The following is an 18,812-nucleotide window of genomic DNA, read 5'->3' as shown; positions in this document are numbered from 1 at the left end:
TTTCCGTGATGACATCACACTTTGCCGTTCCGGGCCTTGCAGATCAGTTGGGTCATGGTCCCCATGGGGCAGTAGACACACCAGCTGCGGGGTTTGAACAGCACCATGGTGATCAGGCCGAGAACAGTGGAGGTCAGCATCACGCTGTAAAAACCAAAGGCAAACTGGGCCACGCCGGGATGGAAGAATGTTCCGTGATAGGCCCACTGCCAGGGCAGCTTGAAAGTCCACAGCAGCGTCACAACCTGCTTTAAGTCCTGCGCTTCCGCAAATACCAGATAGGTGTTCCAGAGCATCACAAAGAACATGGCAAAAAAGAAGACCAGAAATCCATAGCGGAACCACTTGCTTTTCATCCACTTTGGAATGTCCTTCTTTCGGGAGAGACCAAACCGACCGCCCAACAGGCCAAAAAGCTGGCCTCTGCCGCAGTAGCGATTGCAGTAGCCTTTTGTTCCCTTTGTAACCGAGATGATCAGAGGAATGAAAAAGCAGAACAGGCCCAGCCACGCAAACAGGATATTAAAAAAGCCCAGAATTAGATAGGTCAGCGAGACGATCCAGAGGTAATCGTACCAATGCTTTTTCATACGTTCACCTCCCGAATCTCGATGACGCTGGCGGGGCACTCCTTTGCGCACTTCCCACAGCCCACGCATTTATCCATATTCACCTGTGCCATAATGCCTTTCACGATCTGGATTGCGCCCAATGGACAGACTTTTACGCAGCAGCCGCAGGCAACACAATCCTCCTGCGCAACAAAGGCTTTTCGTTTCTTTCTGATAGCAGACATAAGCACCCTCCAGTCATTGATTGACATCATTATACCGAAGGAGTTCTAATCTTTCCGTGATGACATCACCTTTTTGAACAGCAGAAAAGCCACGCTCTCCCGGAGGAAAGCGTGACTTTCAATCCTGTATCTATTTGTCCATTCCGCAGGCATACGCTCTTTCGATCAATGCACGGTCGTTTGTTACCGTATCATAGAACCGGAACCCTCCGGCAAAATTGTAGGCTTCGTGGCCGTTAGCCTCCAGAATGCGGCAGGCAATGTAGCTTCGCAGACCGCTCTGGCAGGTCACATACACCGGCTTACCTGGCTCGATCTCATCCAGCCGATCCCGCAGGTCATCCAGCGGGATATTGCGGAATCCCTCCATATGCCCTCCAGCGTATTCGACCGGGGTTCTGGCATCCAGCAGAATCGCACTACCGTCTCTTGGAAGATGGTCAAAATCCTCCAGATACCACTGCTTCATGGTGCCGTTTGCAATGTTGTCGATCATAAATCCTGCCATGTTGACAGGATCCTTTGCGGAGGAATAGGGCGGTGCGTAGGCAAGATCCAGATTTTTCAGCTGGGTAGCTTTCAGGTCGGCATGGATGGCAGTGGCCAGCACATCGATCCGCTTATCCACGCCCTCATAGCCTACGATCTGAGCGCCCAACAGGCGGTAAGTATCTTTCTCAAAGACCACCTTCATGGTCATCAGCTTTCCGCCGGGGTAGTAGCCAGCGTGGCTCATGGGGGACAGAATCACCTTATCCACATCCAGACCGGCCTTTATCGCGTTGGTCTCGTTGATGCCGGTGGTGGCCGCGGTCATACCAAATACCTTGATGACACTGCTTCCCTGAGAGCCCAAATAGCGGCTGTCACCACCGCAGATATTGTCCGCGATAATCCGCCCCTGCTTGTTTGCGGGACCGGCCAGAGAGATCAGGGTGTCCTCTCCGGTGACATAGTGCTTTACCTGCACGGCATCACCTGCGGCGTAGATATCGGGTACAGAGGTTTCCATCCGGTCGTTGACCACGATGCTGCCCTTGATACCCAGTTCCAGCCCAGCTTCCTTCGCCAGTGCCGTGTCCGGCGTGACGCCGATGGCCAGTACTATCATATCTGCATGGAGGGGGGCATTGTCCTTCAGCAGCACATCCACGCCGCCGCCCTTTTCCTCAAATCCTTCCACGGTATAACCGAGCGCCAGCTTCACGCCGCGTTTACGCACCTCCGCGTGGATAAAGGATGCCATATCCGCGTCAAAGGGATTCATCAGCTGCTTGGGACGCTGGACGATGGTGACATCCATGCCCAGTTCCCGCAGATTTTCCGCCAGCTCCAGACTGATGAAACCGCCGCCTGCCAAAACAGCAGACTTGGGATGATTTTTGTTGATGTACTCTTTGATACGGAAGGTATCCTCCACGGTGCGCAGCGTAAACAGTCTGTCCAGCCCAACGCCGGGGAGCCGGGGCTGGGCAGGCTTCGCACCGGGAGACAGGATCAGTTTGTCATAGCTCTCCTCAAATTCCTCGCCGGTTTTCAGGTTCTTCACAGAAACTGTTTTGCGATCCGGGTGGATGGCCGTCACCTCATGGCGAACCTTCATGATCACACGGAAACGGGAGAAGAAACTCTCCGGCGTCTGAAGTGTCAGCTCTTCGGGATCGGTGATGACATCGCCGATGTAGTAAGGCAAACCGCAGTTGGCGTAGGAAACAAAACCTGAACGCTCGAACACTACGATCTCCGCCTGCTCATCCAGTCTGCGGATTCTTGCTGCGGCTGTGGCTCCGCCCGCCACGCCGCCTACGATCACAACTTTCATTCAGACCTCCACTTTCCCCGCATAAGCGGCAATCCCGCCGATGTTATTTACATTACGATACCCCATACGCTGCAGCAGACCGGCAGCCTGACGGCTGCGGGCACCGGAGTAGCAGTAGACAAATAGTACCGTATCTTTATTTTCCGCTACAGAAGCAACCTTGTCAATGGCCTGAAGCGGAACATTCTTGCTGCCGGGAATATGGCCGCCTCTGTACTCTTCAGAGGTACGGACATCCAGCAGGACAGCGCCGGGCGTGGCTGTATACTCCTTTACGCCTTGGTTGATATCGGCTTGTTTGAAAAAATCAAAGAATCCCATCGTCACACCTCCTTACAGCATCCCAAGAATTGCATTCTTGGGTCTTGCCCCCATAGCCTGATTGACGATCTTGCCGTTTTTCATGACAACCAGAGTGGGTATGCTCATTACGCCAAACCGGCTGGCCAGCTCGGGCTGCTCGTCCACATTCACCTTACCGACTTTGATATCACTACGCTCTTTGGCGATCTCCTCCACGATGGGAACGACCATGCGGCAGGGGCCGCACCAGGGAGCCCAGAAGTCCAGAAGGACGGGCTTATCGTAATTCATCACTTCGTTCTGGAAGTTGTTCTTGTTGATATTGATAGCGGACATATTCAAATCCTCCTTGTTTTTTCTTTATGGCTCTATCATAGCCGGATGCTGGCTGCGTTTCCGTGATGACATCACCTAAACTGTGCTTACTCGCCATCAGATACAGTTTCGCCCGGCCAGTCGTTGATACCGCCGAACTCCACAATGTTCGTGTAGCCCAAACCCACCAGCTTGTCCGAGGCCTGCTTGCTGCGGTTTCCGCTGCGGCAGTATACGAGAATCAACTGATCCTTGTCAGGCAGTTCCGGGATATCCTCAGTACCGATGGTCTCGTTGGGGATGTTGATCGCATCGGGAATGTGTTTGTCGGAAAACTCCTCCGGAGTACGGACATCCAAAATGATGTAATTGTTCTCTTCCTCCATCATGGCAATAGCCCCGTCCGTGCTGATCTGCCGGTAGCTGGCCTCCGATTCCGCAGGAGCCGCGCAGCCTGCCAGCAGCAGGAACGAAAACAAAAATGGGACTAACCTCTTCATAGCGATACCTCCTTGGATCTGGTACAGCAGTTCTGTTACCCGATCTCGATCATGTTTTGGATTTCTATGGCTGTATAATAACAGAATTCTCCGGTGTATTCTGTGATGACATCACTTAGTGGAAGATTTTGCGACCCTAATGATGCTGGGATAAATAATGGGGTTTATATTGATTACAGCAGCGCAAAATATTGATGTGGTGAAGATGCCCTTTTGAAGCCTTTCAAGCAGAAAGAGTCCTCCGCCGAGTGAGGCGGAGGACTCTCTGACCACATTTCCACCACAGACAGGTGTGGAAACAACGGAGATAGTGCTTAGAGAAAGTTCTGGAAAGCATTTGCTCCGGAACGAAAACAACTAAAAACGAGCGGAAATTGTTATAAAAAACATCAAAAATCGCTTGGTAAGGATGAGGTCGGCGGTTCAAATCCGCCCAGCAGCTCCAGAAAAACTCCTGAAATCGTATGATTTCGGGAGTTTTTTGCTTTTTTGACCAAAATAGTGCCTTGACTGCCTTCAAGCAGGTGTGTATGCTCTTGACTGGCAGGATCTGCATTCCTATCTTACGAGATTTTGGAGCGATGAATCCTCTGTGGGGTTTCTGAGCCTCAGCTGTTCTTTTAGGGAACGTTCCAGAGGGACGTGGAGCATGAGATGGGTGCTGTATCCCGTGCTCTGGGCTTTGCCCGGGTGCGCCCGGCCACTTTCCAGCAGATCCTTGTAGAATTTCTGCAGGTGCCGGGTAGTCAGCTTGCAATCGCCGATTTGGGGAATGGCGTAGGTTTCAAGGATGAACTGGTAGCGGGTGGCGGTGATAGTGCGAACATTATTAGGCTACCGGTGGCAAGCCAAACGCTCTGCTTGCCCAACCCAAGGGGAAAAAATTTCTTTTCCGATGAGTAGTTCGTCTCTCCGGAGCATTTGGCTGTGTACAGATATTGTTCACTACGAAATTTATGAGCCGCTCATAAACTTGCTAATATCTTGTTCAACGTGAGCGAGGTTCCTATAGTGGATACAGTTACCGCCAAGGGAAAATGTGTGATACGAAAAGTGTTCATCGCCCGGAATTTATGCAGTGGCTGCGGGGGCTGTTTCAACGGCGCCCTCCCCAGATACGGGAAAAATCATACTTATAAATTTCATAGTTACTTTAAAAAGGCACTCCGGTCTGGTAAAATAAGTGCAGAAAAGAGCGTGCCGCTCCTGCAGAGCATTTGCCAATGGGCCGGCATGTATCATGTGGAGGTTCTGAGCATTTTCTGTCCCAATGTCAAAAATGCGATTATTATAGCTGAGAGATCATACAAAAGCAGATGCAATACGCACCGCGGACAGGCGCGACATACGAAAAGGTGAACAACGATGTATAATTTTGATGAGATTATTGACCGAAGAAACACAAACGCACTGAACACCGACGGCTTCCGGGGCTATATCTTCCATGCCGGGCCAGAGAAGGTCTTTCCCTATAAAGATGAAGAGTTCGTTCGTATGTGGGTGGCGGACATGGAGTTCGGTACGGCACCGGAGATCCTGGATGCTCTGCGGGCAAGGATTGACCGGCGGATCTTCGGCTATACTGGCGTGTATGACGACGGATATTACCAGTCCTTCCGGAAGTGGTGTCTGGACCGCTATGGCTGGGAGCCGAAACAGGAAGAGCTATGCATCTCCCCCGGCATCATCCCCGCCCTGTACCAGCTGACGGAGATCCTATGTGGTCCCGGAGAGAAGGTGCTCATCAGTACCCCCGCCTACGGCTATTTCCTCCACGCCGCCGAGTATGCCCATAAGGAGGCGCTCTTCTCACCGCTTCGAAAAGACGGGAAGGGTGCGTTTTCTCTGGACTATGAGGATTTTGAGGCCAAGTGCGCCGATCCCAAGTGCAAGCTGGTGTTCTGGTGCAATCCCCACAACCCCACCGGCCGGATGTGGACCCGGGACGAACTCTCCAGGGCTGGGGCGATCATGGCTAAATACAACCTGTGGGTGGTGTCCGACGAGATCCACTGCGACCTGAGCCGGCAGGGGAAGCGGCACATCCCCATGGCTTCTGTCATGGAGGGCTACCCCAAGCTCATCACCTGCATGTCTCCCAGCAAGACCTTCAACATTGCGGGTCTGGCTTTTTCCAATATTCTGATCCGGGACTCCGCCACCCGTGCGCAGTTCCGGAACCGGGACAAACTCTTCGGTATGGTGAATCCCCTGTCCCTCACCGCCGCCAAGGCTGCCTACGATCAGGGCGGAGCCTGGCTGGAGGCGCTGCGAGCCTATCTGGATGAGAACTTCGCCTTTGTGAAGAGATTCTTGGATACAGAGCTGCCGGAGGCGGTAATGAATATTCCGGAGGCCACGTACCTGGCTTGGGTGGATCTCTCCCGGTGCCTGTTGGATGTGGAGGACCTGCCCGCCTTCTTCGCCAACGAGGCCGGTGTCCTGCTGGAGGGCGGCGACGCATTGTTTGTGGGCAACGCAAAGGGGTACATCCGCCTGAATCTGGCCATGCCCCGTTCCGTCATCCGCACCGGGCTGGAACGGATGCGGGACGCCATTCTCAGACACCGCCTGTAAGAATTGTCCTTGCTGTAATTTTTGAGCGATTATTTGGGCGCTTACTGCCGTTAACCCTACCATGCAGACGAAGCCAAAGCAATAACGGTATTGTAAAGAATTTGAAGTGGCCGATTTGACTACTTTAAACATATGTAGTAAGCTTAATGCAGAGTAACACTCTATCCGAAATTTGAAGTACGAGTCCAAACTTACTCAAATGTTTCTGGAAATGATTTATGATAGAGGCCGATGGCTGTTTTTCAGCTGCTTTAAAAATTGTTAAGCTTTTTCAGACAAAACCCGGTAGCCTTGCTATTAAGCAAGGCTACCGGGTTTTTTATTTCGAAACTCCCGTTACATCTCTGTAGTACTCACGGCGCACGAGGGAGTCCATTACAACCATGCAGAAACTGCGTATGCGTTAAATAGAATGCAAAAGCATCTGTTTATCCGCTCCTTTTGGGCTCACAGAGACTGAAAATGGTATTTCTTCAACTTATACTGCAGGGACTGACGGCTCAGTCCCAGAAAATCCGCTGCTTTGGTGATGTTGTATCCGCTTTGGTGCAAAGCCTGCTTGATCAGTTCCCGCTCATAATGCTCCAGGCATTGGGCCAGGCTCTGCGAATTGGGGGAAGACAAGGGTAATTCTCCCGTGAACTTATCTTCATGAACATAATGCAAACGGTTTTGAATATAGCCGGGAAGGTGGTGAATTTCAATCCGTGGACCAGAGGAGATGTTGACCGCAAATTCTATGACATTTTTCAACTCTCGGATATTTCCAGGCCAATTATACTGCATCAAGAGACTGAGGACTTTTTCAGAAATGGCATGAACCGGCTTACGTGATTTACGGGAGTAATAGGACAGAAAATGGTCGACTAGCTCTTCTAGATCGTCCATCCGGTCCCGAAGGGAGGGAACCCTGATAACTGAGGCAGCCAGACGGAAGAACAGATCCTGGCGCAGCTTGCCGGTTTGCATCAACTCCCAGGGATCCTGGTTGCAGGAGGCTATTACCCGCACATGACAGCTGCTTTCCTTTATCGCCCCCACTTTCATATAGACACCCTCCTGCAGCACCCGCAGCAGACGGGCCTGGGTGCTGAGGGACAGGGAATTGATCTCATCTAAAAAAAGGACACCGCCGTCTGCTGCGGCAAAGAGCCCTTCGGCGTTGACACTGCCCGTAAAGGCACCTTTAACTGTACCGAACAACGTGGCATCCGCCAGCCCTTCGGTAATCGTGCTGCAGTTGACGGAGACAAAGCAGCGGCCCCGGGAGGCAGAGTAGATGCTCTGGGCAAAAAGCTCTTTGCCGGTGCCGGTTTCACCGACGATAAAGACATTGCTCTCCTGCCCGGCGACCATTTTGGCCAGGTTGACGGCATCCATCAGAAGCTGGGAATGCCCCACAATGTCATCAAAATGGTAATACTTACAGGTAGCCGACGCCCTTTCCGATTTCCCGGGAATAATCTTCTGTATGACCTGAGTGGTTGAAACCAGCCGATCAATGGAACGCTGGCTGTATTCCAAATTCACCACTGCATCCAAGGTTCCCTTACAGTCAAAAAATGGAATGGCGGTGTTGAGAACTGTGACTTGAGCACCGTTGAGGGTAGTGAAGCTGTCCGCTTTGTTGTAAATCGCCGTGTGGCTGGACAGGGTGGCCAGCACCGTGCTCTGGATTTCGTCTGTCTCATAGATGGAGGTCAGCCGCTTGCCCAAGACATCCTGCCGTTTGATGCGGGACATTTCTTCGCTGGCGGCGTTGAGAAACATCAGCGTAGAGTCTCCGGAGTAGATTTGCACGCCCACATCCATCAGATCCAAGGTGAACTGATAGATTTCCTCGTTGCTGGAAAGCTGGAAGATAAAAACCAACAACTGCCGATCAGGGGAAAGCTCTCTTAGGGCATACTGCACCCATTGACCGTTGATGTAGCCGGATCCGGAATGCATTCCGCCAGCAATGCCGGGAAACACTTCCTCCATCTTTTGATTCAAGAGGGACTCAGCATTGCATTGAAGCAGTTGCTCAAACACCGGGTCATAGGCCAAAACAGAAGTGATGTGCTGTTCATCCAGAAGGAGTACCGCCAAAGAAAATCGGTTCATTGTTTACCCCCAATGCTGCTTCAGCGCAAAATAACTAAGATGACAATTACTTTTTACTAAGATATACTACAAGTGCTACAGAATTGCAAGTGCAAACGCAAAATATCTTGCGCATGAAATTTTTCCCGCAAGATATTTTGCGTTTATTTGCTTTTGTATCAGCCCAAATGCGGCGTTCCCATTTGTGAAGAGAAGCTATGAATTTAGCGGAACGATTCATGTAAATAAAGACATTTTGTAAAAAACGGGACTTTTTTGGAGTACGCCACAATGTGGCACAAAAATTGCTTACATATATGTTAGAAAGAAAAGAGCCCAATCATCAAAACAGAAAGGAGCATACAAAATATGTCAAAGAAACCCGTGGCCTTGGCAAAGCGCGACAACTGGGGAACCCGCATCGGTTTTTTGATGACCACTTGGTTTGCCGCCATCGGTATCGGCAACATGTGGCGTTTTCCCTTCCGCTGTGCGGGAAATGGAGGCGGCGCATTCCTGCTGCCCTATCTGGTGTTTATTCTTTTGATCTCTCTGCCTTCTGTCATTCTTGAGAGCGCCTCCGGCAAATATGGACACTCCTCTACAGTGGATACCATGGGAAAAATGTCCGGCCTGCGCGGCATTGGTGTCATGATGCTGCTGTTAAACATGTTTGCCGCCTACTACATTGTCGTGGTGTCCCAAAGCCTTTACTGGGTAATCGAATCTGCCCGAAATGTTTTTGCCGCTGTGAGTCCGGAGGAGGTTTGGAGCACTTACCAGGGCAACAAGGCCCTGTGCTTCGGAATGTTTGCCATCACGCTGATTCTCTCTGCCATTCCGCCCTTTTTCGGCATCCAAAAGGGTATCGAGCGGGTGGCCAAGTGGATTGGCGGTTTTGCCTTCATCATCATCCTGGTGGGGGCGGTTCGCGGTGTACTGCTTCCCGGTGCCATCGATGGCCTGGTCTACTATCTGACTCCGGACTGGTCCAATATGTTCACTGCATCCACGCTGACCTCGGCATTGAGCCAGGCCTACTTCACCTTCGGCGCCGGCTGGGGTTGGTTCCTGGTCCTCTCCTCCTATTTGAAAAAAGAATCTGACGCAGGATACGGGAACCTTACCACCTGCTTTGCTGACACCTCCTTTGCTTTGCTGGCCGGATTTGCCATTATCCCCACCCTATTTGCATGCGGCTATACCAGTGAAACGGTCAAAACGCTGGGGGCATCCACCGCATATGTAGCAATGCCTCAGGTGTTTATGGGCATGAAGGGAGGCTATATCATCTCCTTGCTGTTCTTCCTGGCCCTGTTTGTAGCGGCCTATTCCTGCGCGTACGTACTGATTGAAGTCATTGCCTGCTTCATGGTGGATACCTTACATATGTCCCGCAAGAAGGGAACTGTGGTTTCCGCATTGCTTTTGCTGGTTTGCGGTGCAGCTCCCAGCATAAGCGAGTCCTTGCTGAACAACCTGGACAATGTGTTCGGAAGCTATGTGCTGCCCACCCTGGTGACACTGCTGGTTGTGGCTGTAGGCTACCGTTTTGGCGGCGAGCGGCTGCGCATTATGGTGATCAACACCTTCGGGAATGGTTATATCGGCATGTGGGTGACCGTCTTGATCAAATATCTGGTTCCGGCAGTGAACATCTTCCTGATGGTGTGGTTTGCCCACAGCAACCAGGCCAGCGGTATCTGGTTCTTAGGCTATGGGGGACTGGGACTGACGTGGCTGATCACAGTGACGGTGGTTGCGGGCCTGTGGTGGTATGACAAGAAGCACAATTATCAGTGGGACGGTACCTTGACAAGTAAGGAGGCTTCATGATGCAGGTCGGAACATGGCTGATGCTGATGGTTTGTTTGATTTGGTTTGGCTGTTTTATCTATTTCACGGTCAAAGACTTGGGGGATGAGGGCAAAAAAAGCGCCATCATAGCCAGTGGAGAACCATTGGATCCCTACTTATTCTCCGGTGAAAAAGCCCGGGCTGAGGCAAGGGCACTGTATGGGAAAGATCCTGTCGTGAAAAAGTACTTTGACGAAAATGGCATTACGCCATTCCTTACCCGCCCAGAGTGAGAAAAGAGGATGAGAAGAAGCGAAAGTGGACGAAAAGCCGCTTGCTGAGAATTTTATAATGGGAGGTCGATTCTCTATGTTGCTCAAGGGGAAGAAAGTCCTGGTTACAGGCGGTGAACGAGGTATTGGCAGAAAGATTGCATTGACAGCGGCTGAAGAGGGCGCGGATGTGATCGTGACTGGCATTCTGGAAGCCGAGATGGCGGAGACCACCAAAATGGTTCAGGCGCTGGGCGTGAAGGCCTACATGGCCAAAATGGATATCACCAACTATGAAGAAGCGGAAAAGACCATTCAGAATCTGGCAGGCCAGACCGGAGGCATCGATGTTCTGGTGAACAACGCCGGTATCTTCCAGGAAGCATTTTTTGTGGATATGACACCCGCCCAATGGCATAAGACCGTTTCTGTGGATCTGGACGGCGTATACAATGTGACCCATGCCGCAATCCCTTATTTGATGGAAAGTAAGGGCTCCGTGATCAGCATTTCCTCTGTCGATGCATTTCAGGGCTGTGTCGGTTATGCGCACTACGCCGCATGCAAAGCGGCCATTGTAGGCTTGAGCCGAACGCTGGCAAAGGAACTGGGCGGTTCTGTGCGTTTCAACTGCGTGGCACCAGGCATCATTCAAACAGATATGACCAAGGACCGGATTGAACGGGATCTCGACACCTACCTTGCCAAGCTGCCTGTGGGCCGGGTGGGGTTGCCGGAGGATATTGCAAATGCGGTGGTCTTTCTTGCATCTGACCGTGCCAGCAACATCACCGGCCAAGTTATCCACTGCAACGGAGGCATGTATTTCGGCTAAAGCCCGGATTCATGAATAACAGCATCCCCTGATCTAGAAAAAACGGCGCAAAGTTTGAAAGGAGTCAAAAGAAATGGGCAAAAAAATTGGATTTATTGGCTGCGGAGTTATGGGCAAGTCTATCATGGGCGGTATTATTGGATCCGGCATTGCTGCCCCCGGCGACATCACGGCGTCGGATGTATTTATTCCCGGGCTGGAGGCAGCCAAGGCAGAGCTGGGCATCCATGTCACCACCGATAACAAAGAAGTTGTCAAGAACAGCGATGTGATCTTCCTGGTGGTAAAGCCCTATATTCTGAAAGAGGCCATTGCCAGCGTTAAGGACTGCATCACGCCCGACAAACTATTCATCTCCATCGCTGCCGGTCAGACACTGGAGATTCTGAAGGGATATTTTGGTGAAGGCGTCAAGACCATTCGCGTTATGCCAAACACCCCTGCGCAGGTCACCGCTGGTATGACTGGCGTGTGCCACAACGAGCTGGTTACCGAAGAGGATATGGAGTATGCCATGGAGCTGCTTAACGCCTTCGGTAAAGCAGAACAGGTTCCGGAGCATCTGCTGGACGCCGTCACCGGCATCAGCGGCTCCGGCCCAGCCTATGTGTTTTTGTTCATTGAGGCCTTGGCGGACGGCGGCGTACTGGAAGGCCTGCCCCGTGACCAAGCCTACACCTTTGCCGCACAGACGGTGTACGGCAGTGCAAAAATGGTTTTGGATACCGGTAAGCATCCGGGTGTTCTGAAGGACGCCGTCTGCTCTCCTGCCGGCACCACCATTGCCGCTGTGGCTGCGCTGGAGCGCAATAATTTCCGCAATGCCGTCATTGAGGCTGTGCATGCGTGCGCAGAACGGTCCCGCGAGATGGGCAAGTAAGTATCCATACGATTGAAAGGGAGAGGGGAACTGTACATATGAAGAGCAGTCATGTGGTTATTATTTTCCTGTGGGTGTTTGCGCTCCCGCTGATTATGCTGATGATCCGGGAATACCTGGCACGCAAGAAGGACGGCACCATCAGCAACAATAATATTTTTGTCTCTGCCGGCGCAGGATTCATCGGCAATTTCTGCGACGCACTGGGCATCGGTTCCTTTGCAGTCATCACCCCAATTCTGCGCGCCACAAAAAATGTGGATGACCGGGTGCTGCCCGGTACGCTGAATGCTGGCTGTGCAGTTTCTGTGGCCATTCAGGGTACGGTCTGGATGTCCGATATCGGCATCGAGACGAAGACGCTGGTGGTAACGCTTATCTGCTCCGTCATCGGCGGATTCCTGGGCGCATTCGTGGTGACCAAGTTGGACCGCAACAAGGTTCGTGTCGTCATGGGGGTCGCATTTGTAATTGTGGCGTTCATCCTGTTGAGCAAGCAGCTGGGATTTTTCCCAAATATCGGCGGTGAGGCCAATGGTTTTCATGGTACCAAGCTGGCGGCTTTTGCCGTGCTGATGGGCTGTTTTGCAGCACTGATGAATGCGGGCATCGGCATGTACGCACCTGCTATGGCACTGTGTGCTTTAATGGGGCTGAACCTGTCCTACGCATTCCCCTTGGCGGCCGGCGGCTGCTGCGCCATGATGCCCACTGCCGGTATCCGCAGCATCGTGGCAAAGGCCATTGATATCAAAGTTGCCATGTGGATGTTCTTGGGATCGATTCCCGGCGTCCTGATCGCGGCGCTGATCGTCAAGTCTATGCCATTGACCGTTCTGACCTGGCTGGTCATTTTCGTCCTGCTCTATACTTCGGCCTCTATGATCTTGGCTGCAAAGCAGAACAAGGGTGCTGGAGATCACTCCGCCGCGACAGAACCCAGCGCAGAGTAAGTAAGAACCATACAGAGCAGTTCCCGGCAGGACGGGTTGAAAAGACATCAAAAAGATCTATCAAGGATCCCATAATCTCTATCGTATTTTATGAAATTATGAGGTGTTTTTCATGGCACAAGAGCTCAAGAACAATCCGCTGATTAAGAAAGAAGTTTCTGCAGAGACTTTTGTTTTTGGTATCGTTCTTCTGGCCGCCATTGTATATCTGTGTATGGCGATGGGGATTTCCAATTTTGCATCCTGCCTGATGAAAACGGCATTTGATCTGCTGATCAACACGTGCTTCTACATCATGGCCATCGCAGTTATTATGGGTACCTTGGCATCCTTGTTCACAGAATTCGGTATCACCGCCCTAATCAACAAGATAATCTCCCCACTGATGAAGCCGCTGTTCGGCTTGCCCGGCTGCTTCAGCCTGGCTGCCGTGGCCTGCTTCCTCTCCGACTGCCCGGCAGGTATTCCCTTCGTCAACGATCCCGGCTTTGCCCGCTATGCAAAGCGGTATCAGGCGGTAGCTGTAAACTGCCTGGGGTTCACCTTCGGCATGAACCTGATCGTCTCCACCTATTTTCTGGGCCGTGGCGAGGAGTTTATCCCCGCTGTGATTATCGGTAATATTGCTTGCATCCTAGGGGGGATTGTAGCTGTACGCCTGATGCTGCATTGGGCGAAAAAGCAGTACGGCAAGGAGGCAGAGGCGCTGGATGTGCTGGTGGAACTGGGCAATATGGAAGGCGAGGAAAGCGTCTTTACCCCCGGCGAGCGTCATATCCGTGCTGGCAGTGTGGTGGACCGCGTCCTCAACTGCATCAATGACGGAGGCAAGGCTGGTGTGAAGCTGGGCATGGACATTATCCCCGGCGTGCTGGTGATCTGCACCATCGTTATGATGCTGACCTTTGGACCATCCACCGTAGACGGCGTCCAGGTTTATACCGGCGCGGCCTATGAAGGCGTGGCACTGCTGCCCAAACTGGGCGATTTGCTCAGCTTCATCTTGACTCCGCTGTTCAGCTTCTCCAGCCCCGAGTGTATTTCCCTGCCGCTGGTGTCTCTGGGTGCTGTGGGATCCGCCATGGGGCTTGCCGGCACCCTGTTTGACCAGGGCTTGTGCAATGTCCATGACATCGCCACGTTTATCGGCATCGGCTGCTGCTATGCGGGCTTCTTGGGCGGAGTAGCCTTTATGATGGAAGGCGTTCATGCCAAAGAATTGACGCTGAAGTGCGCTGCAGCTCAGGCAATCGGCGGTGTTGTGGCAGGCGTCATCGCCAACTATGCGTTCCTGATTTTCTGCTGAACCACCGTATTCACACGTTCAAGACTTTAAAAGGAGGAATCTGTTGTGTTTGACAACGAAACCATGAAGCTTCTCTATAAGAGAATGAACATTGTCCGTGATTTGGAGTACGCCCTGAAAGAACAGCATGCGGCCGGAAAGATCCGCGGCCCCGTCCACCTGTGCGTTGGCCAGGAGGCCACCGGCGTCGGCGCCGGTATCTGCCTGCGGGACGACGATTACATCACCAGCACGCACCGCGGCCATGCCCACTTCGTCGGCAAAGGCTTGGAACTCAAGCCCATGGTGGCTGAAATGATGGGCAAGGCCAATGGCTACTGCGGCGGACGCGCCAGCCATATGCTGATTGCCTGTAAGGAAAAGGGCGTTTTGGGCGGCTGCGGCATCGTATGCGGCGCGCTGGGCATCGGCGCGGGATACGGCCTGAGCTTTAAGATGGATAAGAGTGACCGGGTGTGTCTGAGCTTCATCGGCGACGGCGCCAGCAACGAGGGGATGTTCCATGAGGCGATGAATATGATGGCTCTGTGGAAGACCAATAACATCATTTTTGCTGAGCACAACATGTACGGCCTGACTGTTCGTGCAGACCGTCATTTGTCCGTAGTCAACATCTCCGATCGTGCCAAGGCATATGGCATTCCCGGTGTCACCATCGACGGCAATGATATCATCGAAGTCATCCAGGCTACCCAGGAAGCTGTCGCCCGCGCGCGCAAAGGCGAGGGACCCACGCTGATCGAAGCAAAGACCTATCGGATTTTGGGGTTCTCCACCGGCGATAAGGGCGGCTATCAGACACAGGAGGAGATCAACGCCTGGTCCACACCGGAAAAAGACGCCATTGCCCGCTACGGCAAGTATCTGGTCGACAAGAAGATCTGCACCTCCGAAGAGATCGCCGATCTGGCACAGGCAGCCAAGGATGAGGTGAATGAGGCTATCCAGTATGGCCTGGACAGCCCGTATCCGGAGGCTTCCACGCTGATGAACGGCATCTACGCTTGAGTTCGGAGAAGGAGGAAAAGTTGCTATGAGTAAAATTATGTATAAAGACGCCCTGCGGGACGCTTTGATCGAAGAGATGAACCGGGATCCCAGCATCTTTTTGCTGGGCGAAGATATTGGCGTTTACGGCGGCGCATTCCGCGTTACGGAAAAGATGATGGATATGTTCCCGGGCCGTGTCCTGGATACCCCTATTTCCGAGGAAGCCATCACCGGCGTGTGCATCGGCGCCGCCATTGCCGGCAAGCGCCCGGTGGGGGAGATGATGTACGAGGACTGGGTAGGCCTGACACTGGATCAGATGGTCAACCAGGCGTCTTTGCTGCATTACGTGTACAACGGCCAGGTCACGATTCCCATGGTCATGCGCATGCAGGGCGGCGCCCGGGCTTCTGCGTCCGCACAGCACTCCAAGAGCCTGGAGGCATGGTTTACCCATATTCCCGGCCTGAAGGTGATGATGCCCTCCAATGCCTATGATGCCAAGGGACTGCTGAAAGCTGCCATTCGGGATGACAATCCCTGCATCTTTATTGAGCACAAGCTGCTTTACGGCACCCGCGCAGAAGTACCGGAAGAGGACTACGTGATTGAGATTGGCAAGGGTGATATCAAACGCGAGGGCAGCGATGTGACCATCGTGGCCACCTCTGCCATGGTGCTGGAGGCGCTGGATGCTGCTGAGATGCTGGCCAAGGAGGGCGTCAGCTGTGAAGTGGTGGACCCCAGAACCCTGATCCCTCTGGACAAAGATATCATCCGCACTTCTTTGGAGAAAACCAATCACCTGGTGGTGGTCAACGAAGCCTGGAAGACCGGCAGCTTCGCCGGCGAGATTGCAGCCATCGTGGCGGAGGAGATGTTTGATCTGCTGGATGCTCCCGTGGTGCGTCTGGGCGCCCTGGATATGCCCATTCCTTATTCTCCTGCGCTGGAACCGCTGACCGTGCCCAATAAGGACACCATCGCGGAGGCCGTGCGCAAGATGCTGAACAACTAATGGAGGCAGGACCATGTCACAGAAAGTCGATTTACAAGTACTTGCCGGCGACTATGTCAAAAAGGCCTATATTGCAGAGTGGAAGGTAAAGGTCGGCGACAAGGTGAAAAAGGACGACGTTCTATTGTGCTGCGAAACCGGAAAGGTCACCGTGGACATTGCTTCCCCCTGTGACGGCGTGGTAGAACAGATTCTTTATCCCGCTGGGGAGGAAGTTGATATTTCTGAGGCAGTGGCGGTAATCGGTGACGGCAGCGGGATACCCGCTGCCACCCCCGCTTCCGTTCCTGCTGCGCCGGCGGATGAGGCTGCCTTTCATTCCGCTAACGGTGCATCTCAGAACGTAGACCTGCAGATTCTTGCCGGCGACTATGTCAAAAAGGCCTATATTGCAGAGTGGAAGGTAAAGGTCGGTGACAGGGTGAAAAAGGACGACGTCCTGTTGTGCTGCGAAACCGGAAAGGTCACCGTGGACATTGCCTCCCCCTGTGACGGCGTCGTGGAGCAGATCCGCTACCCCGCCGGCGAAGAAGTGGACATTGCGGAAGTTGTGGCTGTGATTGGCAGCGGCAGCGGTGACAACGCACTCGAACCCGCCGCAGCATCAACTGCCGCTCCCACCCGCGTAGCGGTCTCTCCCGTGGCTATGAAACTGGCCAAGGAATTGGGCCTGGACATCGCGTCTATGAAGGCCTCCTTAGGCAAGCCCAGAATCTCGAAAGAAGACGTGCAGGCCTATGCCGACTCCTTGAAGGCCGCTCCCGCCGCCCTGGAGACTCCCACCGCCCCGGCTGCACCTGCTGCCGCTGCAGATCCAACTGTGAAGGAGATTGCGGTGAAGGGCCGCCGCCGCGCCATCGCACAGAAGATGGCCGAGAGTACGTCCACCAAGCCCCGGGTTACCCATATGATGGACGTGGACATGGAGGAAATGCGCAGGATAAAGCAGGCTCTCTCCAAGAAGTACCCCGGTCAGCGATTTACCATGACCGGCCTTCTGGCCGTGGCCGTGTGCAAAGCGCTCAAGGACTTCCCCTGTATGAACGCCACCTATGAAAACGATGTTATCCGTGAGCATTCCGAGATTCGCCTGGGCATTGCGGTGGATATGCCGGAGGGATTGATTGTTCCCGTAATACATGGCTGCGGCGGTAAAAGCGGCAAGGAGATTTGCCAGGCGGTCGACGATATCGCCCAAAACTGCCGCAACAATCAGCTCCCGCCCAGCGCGTATATGGGCGGCACCTTCACCATCAGCAACCTAGGCAGTGAGGGTGTGCGGTACTTCACACCCATCATCAATGCACCGGAGGTGGCCATCTTGGGTGTGGGTTCCATGCGCAAAGAGCTGATGCTGGTGAACGGCCAGGTGGAGGAGCACCGGGTCATGGGCCTGTGCCTGTCCTTTGATCACCGGGCAGTGGATGGCGCGCCTGCCGCGCGTTTCCTGCGCACTCTGTGTGACTATGTGGAAAATCCCTTCCTGCTGAGTTTTTGACCCGCATGGGTTCTGCGCCGATGTATGGAGAAAGGAATTGAATTATGAAGCCGATCGTAAAAGAGACCGAGATTAGTAAGCTCTTTCAATTCACCGATAAAGTCACCATCATCACCGGGGCTGGCGGCCTGGGCGAGGTACTGGCGCTGGGCTTTGCCCAAGCTGGTGCAAAGATTATCCTGATGGATGTGATCGCAAGTAAATGCGCCGAAACAGTCAAGGCCCTGGCCGATGCTGGCTTTAACGCAGAGTACATTCTCACGGATGTGACAAACCCGGAATCCGTCAACGCCGCAGTGGAGCAAGTTGTGGAAAAATACGGCCGGATTGATATCCTGCTGCACACGGCCGGCGTCACCCGCAATAAACCCTGCCTGGACTTCACCAAAGACGACATTGATTTCATCCTCGGCGTGAACCTGAACGGAACCATTTACATGAACCAGGCGGTAGGCCGGGTTATGAAGCAGCAGTGCGATGGAAAAATCCTGGACATTGGTTCCATCGGCGGACTTCTGTCCCATATGGATCAGTCTATGCCCTATGAGGCCAGCAAAGCGGCAGTCCATCAGCTGGTTCGCTCCTTTGCAAACGAGATGGCACCCTATCATGTCAATGTCAACTCCATCGCACCCTTCTGGATCAACACGCCCATGATTGCCCACCAGCCAAAGGAATATTTTGACCGCGTGTTTGCCTTGACCGCTTTCGGACGCTGCCTGGAGCCTGAGGAGCTGCTGGGGGCAGCCCTGTTCCTGACTTCCGACGCGGCGAACTTCGTCACAGGCCAGGTATTGGCCGTGGATGGCGGATATTCCACCATTAAAACTATGCACAGTCTCGAATAAACCCCGCAAATCCGTTT

Annotated in this window: 19 protein-coding genes; 12 read left to right on the top strand and 7 right to left on the bottom strand. The window is 53.1% G+C overall.

Features of this window, described 5'->3' with window-relative positions:
* Positions 1–14: 14 nt before the first annotated feature.
* From BMZ81_RS10330 to BMZ81_RS10305, 6 genes are all read right to left on the bottom strand, one after another.
* Positions 15–590 carry a hypothetical protein gene (locus tag BMZ81_RS10330; RefSeq protein ID WP_091131733.1) on the bottom strand — a complete coding sequence of 192 codons (576 nt, stop codon included), beginning with the start codon at positions 588–590 and terminating at the stop codon, positions 15–17.
* Positions 587–796: a 4Fe-4S binding protein gene (locus BMZ81_RS10325; protein WP_091131730.1), complete on the bottom strand. Its 210-nt coding sequence runs from the start codon at positions 794–796 to the stop codon at positions 587–589. The genes BMZ81_RS10330 and BMZ81_RS10325 overlap by 4 nt, the downstream gene beginning before the upstream one ends.
* Before the next feature lie 130 nt (positions 797–926).
* Positions 927–2,618, bottom strand: coding sequence for an FAD-dependent oxidoreductase (locus BMZ81_RS10320; RefSeq protein WP_091131728.1), 1,692 nt, complete (start codon positions 2,616–2,618; stop codon positions 927–929).
* On the bottom strand, positions 2,619–2,939 hold the full coding sequence (locus BMZ81_RS10315; RefSeq protein ID WP_091131726.1) for a rhodanese-like domain-containing protein: 321 nt from the start codon (positions 2,937–2,939) through the stop codon (positions 2,619–2,621). It abuts the gene before it with no gap.
* A 12-nt stretch (positions 2,940–2,951) separates the two neighbouring features.
* Positions 2,952–3,257: a thioredoxin gene (gene trxA / locus BMZ81_RS10310; protein WP_091131723.1), complete on the bottom strand. Its 306-nt coding sequence runs from the start codon at positions 3,255–3,257 to the stop codon at positions 2,952–2,954.
* A gap of 86 nt (positions 3,258–3,343) precedes the next feature.
* Positions 3,344–3,736, bottom strand: coding sequence for a rhodanese-like domain-containing protein (locus BMZ81_RS10305; RefSeq protein ID WP_091131721.1), 393 nt, complete (start codon positions 3,734–3,736; stop codon positions 3,344–3,346).
* A 654-nt stretch (positions 3,737–4,390) separates the two neighbouring features.
* Between BMZ81_RS10305 and BMZ81_RS10300 the strand changes: the two genes are divergently transcribed.
* Positions 4,391–4,639, top strand: coding sequence for a hypothetical protein (locus BMZ81_RS10300; RefSeq protein ID WP_091131720.1), 249 nt, complete (start codon positions 4,391–4,393; stop codon positions 4,637–4,639).
* A gap of 462 nt (positions 4,640–5,101) precedes the next feature.
* Positions 5,102–6,313: a MalY/PatB family protein gene (locus tag BMZ81_RS10295; RefSeq protein ID WP_091131717.1), complete on the top strand. Its 1,212-nt coding sequence runs from the start codon at positions 5,102–5,104 to the stop codon at positions 6,311–6,313.
* Between the two features lie 447 nt (positions 6,314–6,760).
* Here the strand turns inward: BMZ81_RS10295 and BMZ81_RS10290 are convergent, their stop codons facing one another.
* A complete protein-coding gene (locus tag BMZ81_RS10290) occupies positions 6,761–8,419 on the bottom strand; it encodes a sigma-54 interaction domain-containing protein (RefSeq protein WP_091131716.1) in 1,659 nt (552 codons plus the stop codon).
* Between the two features lie 348 nt (positions 8,420–8,767).
* Between BMZ81_RS10290 and BMZ81_RS10285 the strand changes: the two genes are divergently transcribed.
* The 10 genes from BMZ81_RS10285 to BMZ81_RS10240 all read left to right on the top strand — a co-directional run bounded on the left by BMZ81_RS10285 (position 8,768) and on the right by BMZ81_RS10240 (position 18,795).
* Positions 8,768–10,234, top strand: a complete 1,467-nt coding sequence (locus BMZ81_RS10285; RefSeq protein ID WP_091131714.1) for a sodium-dependent transporter — start codon at positions 8,768–8,770, stop codon at positions 10,232–10,234.
* Positions 10,231–10,488, top strand: coding sequence for a hypothetical protein (locus BMZ81_RS10280; RefSeq protein ID WP_143072769.1), 258 nt, complete (start codon positions 10,231–10,233; stop codon positions 10,486–10,488). The genes BMZ81_RS10285 and BMZ81_RS10280 overlap by 4 nt, the downstream gene beginning before the upstream one ends.
* A gap of 76 nt (positions 10,489–10,564) precedes the next feature.
* The gene (locus BMZ81_RS10275; protein ID WP_177187280.1) at positions 10,565–11,302 is read left to right on the top strand and encodes an SDR family oxidoreductase; all 738 of its coding nucleotides are present in this window, start codon (positions 10,565–10,567) and stop codon (positions 11,300–11,302) included.
* A gap of 73 nt (positions 11,303–11,375) precedes the next feature.
* Positions 11,376–12,182, top strand: coding sequence for a pyrroline-5-carboxylate reductase (proC, locus tag BMZ81_RS10270; RefSeq protein ID WP_091131705.1), 807 nt, complete (start codon positions 11,376–11,378; stop codon positions 12,180–12,182).
* A 38-nt stretch (positions 12,183–12,220) separates the two neighbouring features.
* Entirely contained in the window at positions 12,221–13,135 is a 915-nt protein-coding gene (locus tag BMZ81_RS10265) for a sulfite exporter TauE/SafE family protein (protein WP_091131703.1), read from the top strand.
* Positions 13,136–13,247: 112 nt separating this feature from the next.
* Entirely contained in the window at positions 13,248–14,441 is a 1,194-nt protein-coding gene (locus BMZ81_RS10260; RefSeq protein ID WP_091131701.1) for a CD0519/CD1768 family membrane protein, read from the top strand.
* A 45-nt stretch (positions 14,442–14,486) separates the two neighbouring features.
* Positions 14,487–15,449 (top strand): thiamine pyrophosphate-dependent dehydrogenase E1 component subunit alpha, encoded by a 963-nt coding sequence (locus tag BMZ81_RS10255; protein WP_091131699.1) that lies wholly within the window; start codon positions 14,487–14,489, stop codon positions 15,447–15,449.
* 25 nt (positions 15,450–15,474) lie between these two features.
* Positions 15,475–16,449, top strand: a complete 975-nt coding sequence (locus BMZ81_RS10250; protein WP_091131697.1) for an alpha-ketoacid dehydrogenase subunit beta — start codon at positions 15,475–15,477, stop codon at positions 16,447–16,449.
* Between the two features lie 13 nt (positions 16,450–16,462).
* A complete protein-coding gene (locus tag BMZ81_RS10245; protein WP_091131695.1) occupies positions 16,463–17,947 on the top strand; it encodes a 2-oxo acid dehydrogenase subunit E2 in 1,485 nt (494 codons plus the stop codon).
* 44 nt (positions 17,948–17,991) lie between these two features.
* On the top strand, positions 17,992–18,795 hold the full coding sequence (locus BMZ81_RS10240; protein ID WP_091131692.1) for an SDR family NAD(P)-dependent oxidoreductase: 804 nt from the start codon (positions 17,992–17,994) through the stop codon (positions 18,793–18,795).
* The last annotated feature ends 17 nt before the right edge of the window (positions 18,796–18,812 follow it).

It is taken from the genome of Oscillibacter sp. PC13 (assembly GCF_900115635.1).
GTDB lineage: Bacteria > Bacillota > Clostridia > Oscillospirales > Oscillospiraceae > Oscillibacter.
The sequence above is the reverse complement of the archived record's forward strand: the minus strand, read 5'-3'. Positions and strand labels throughout refer to the sequence as shown.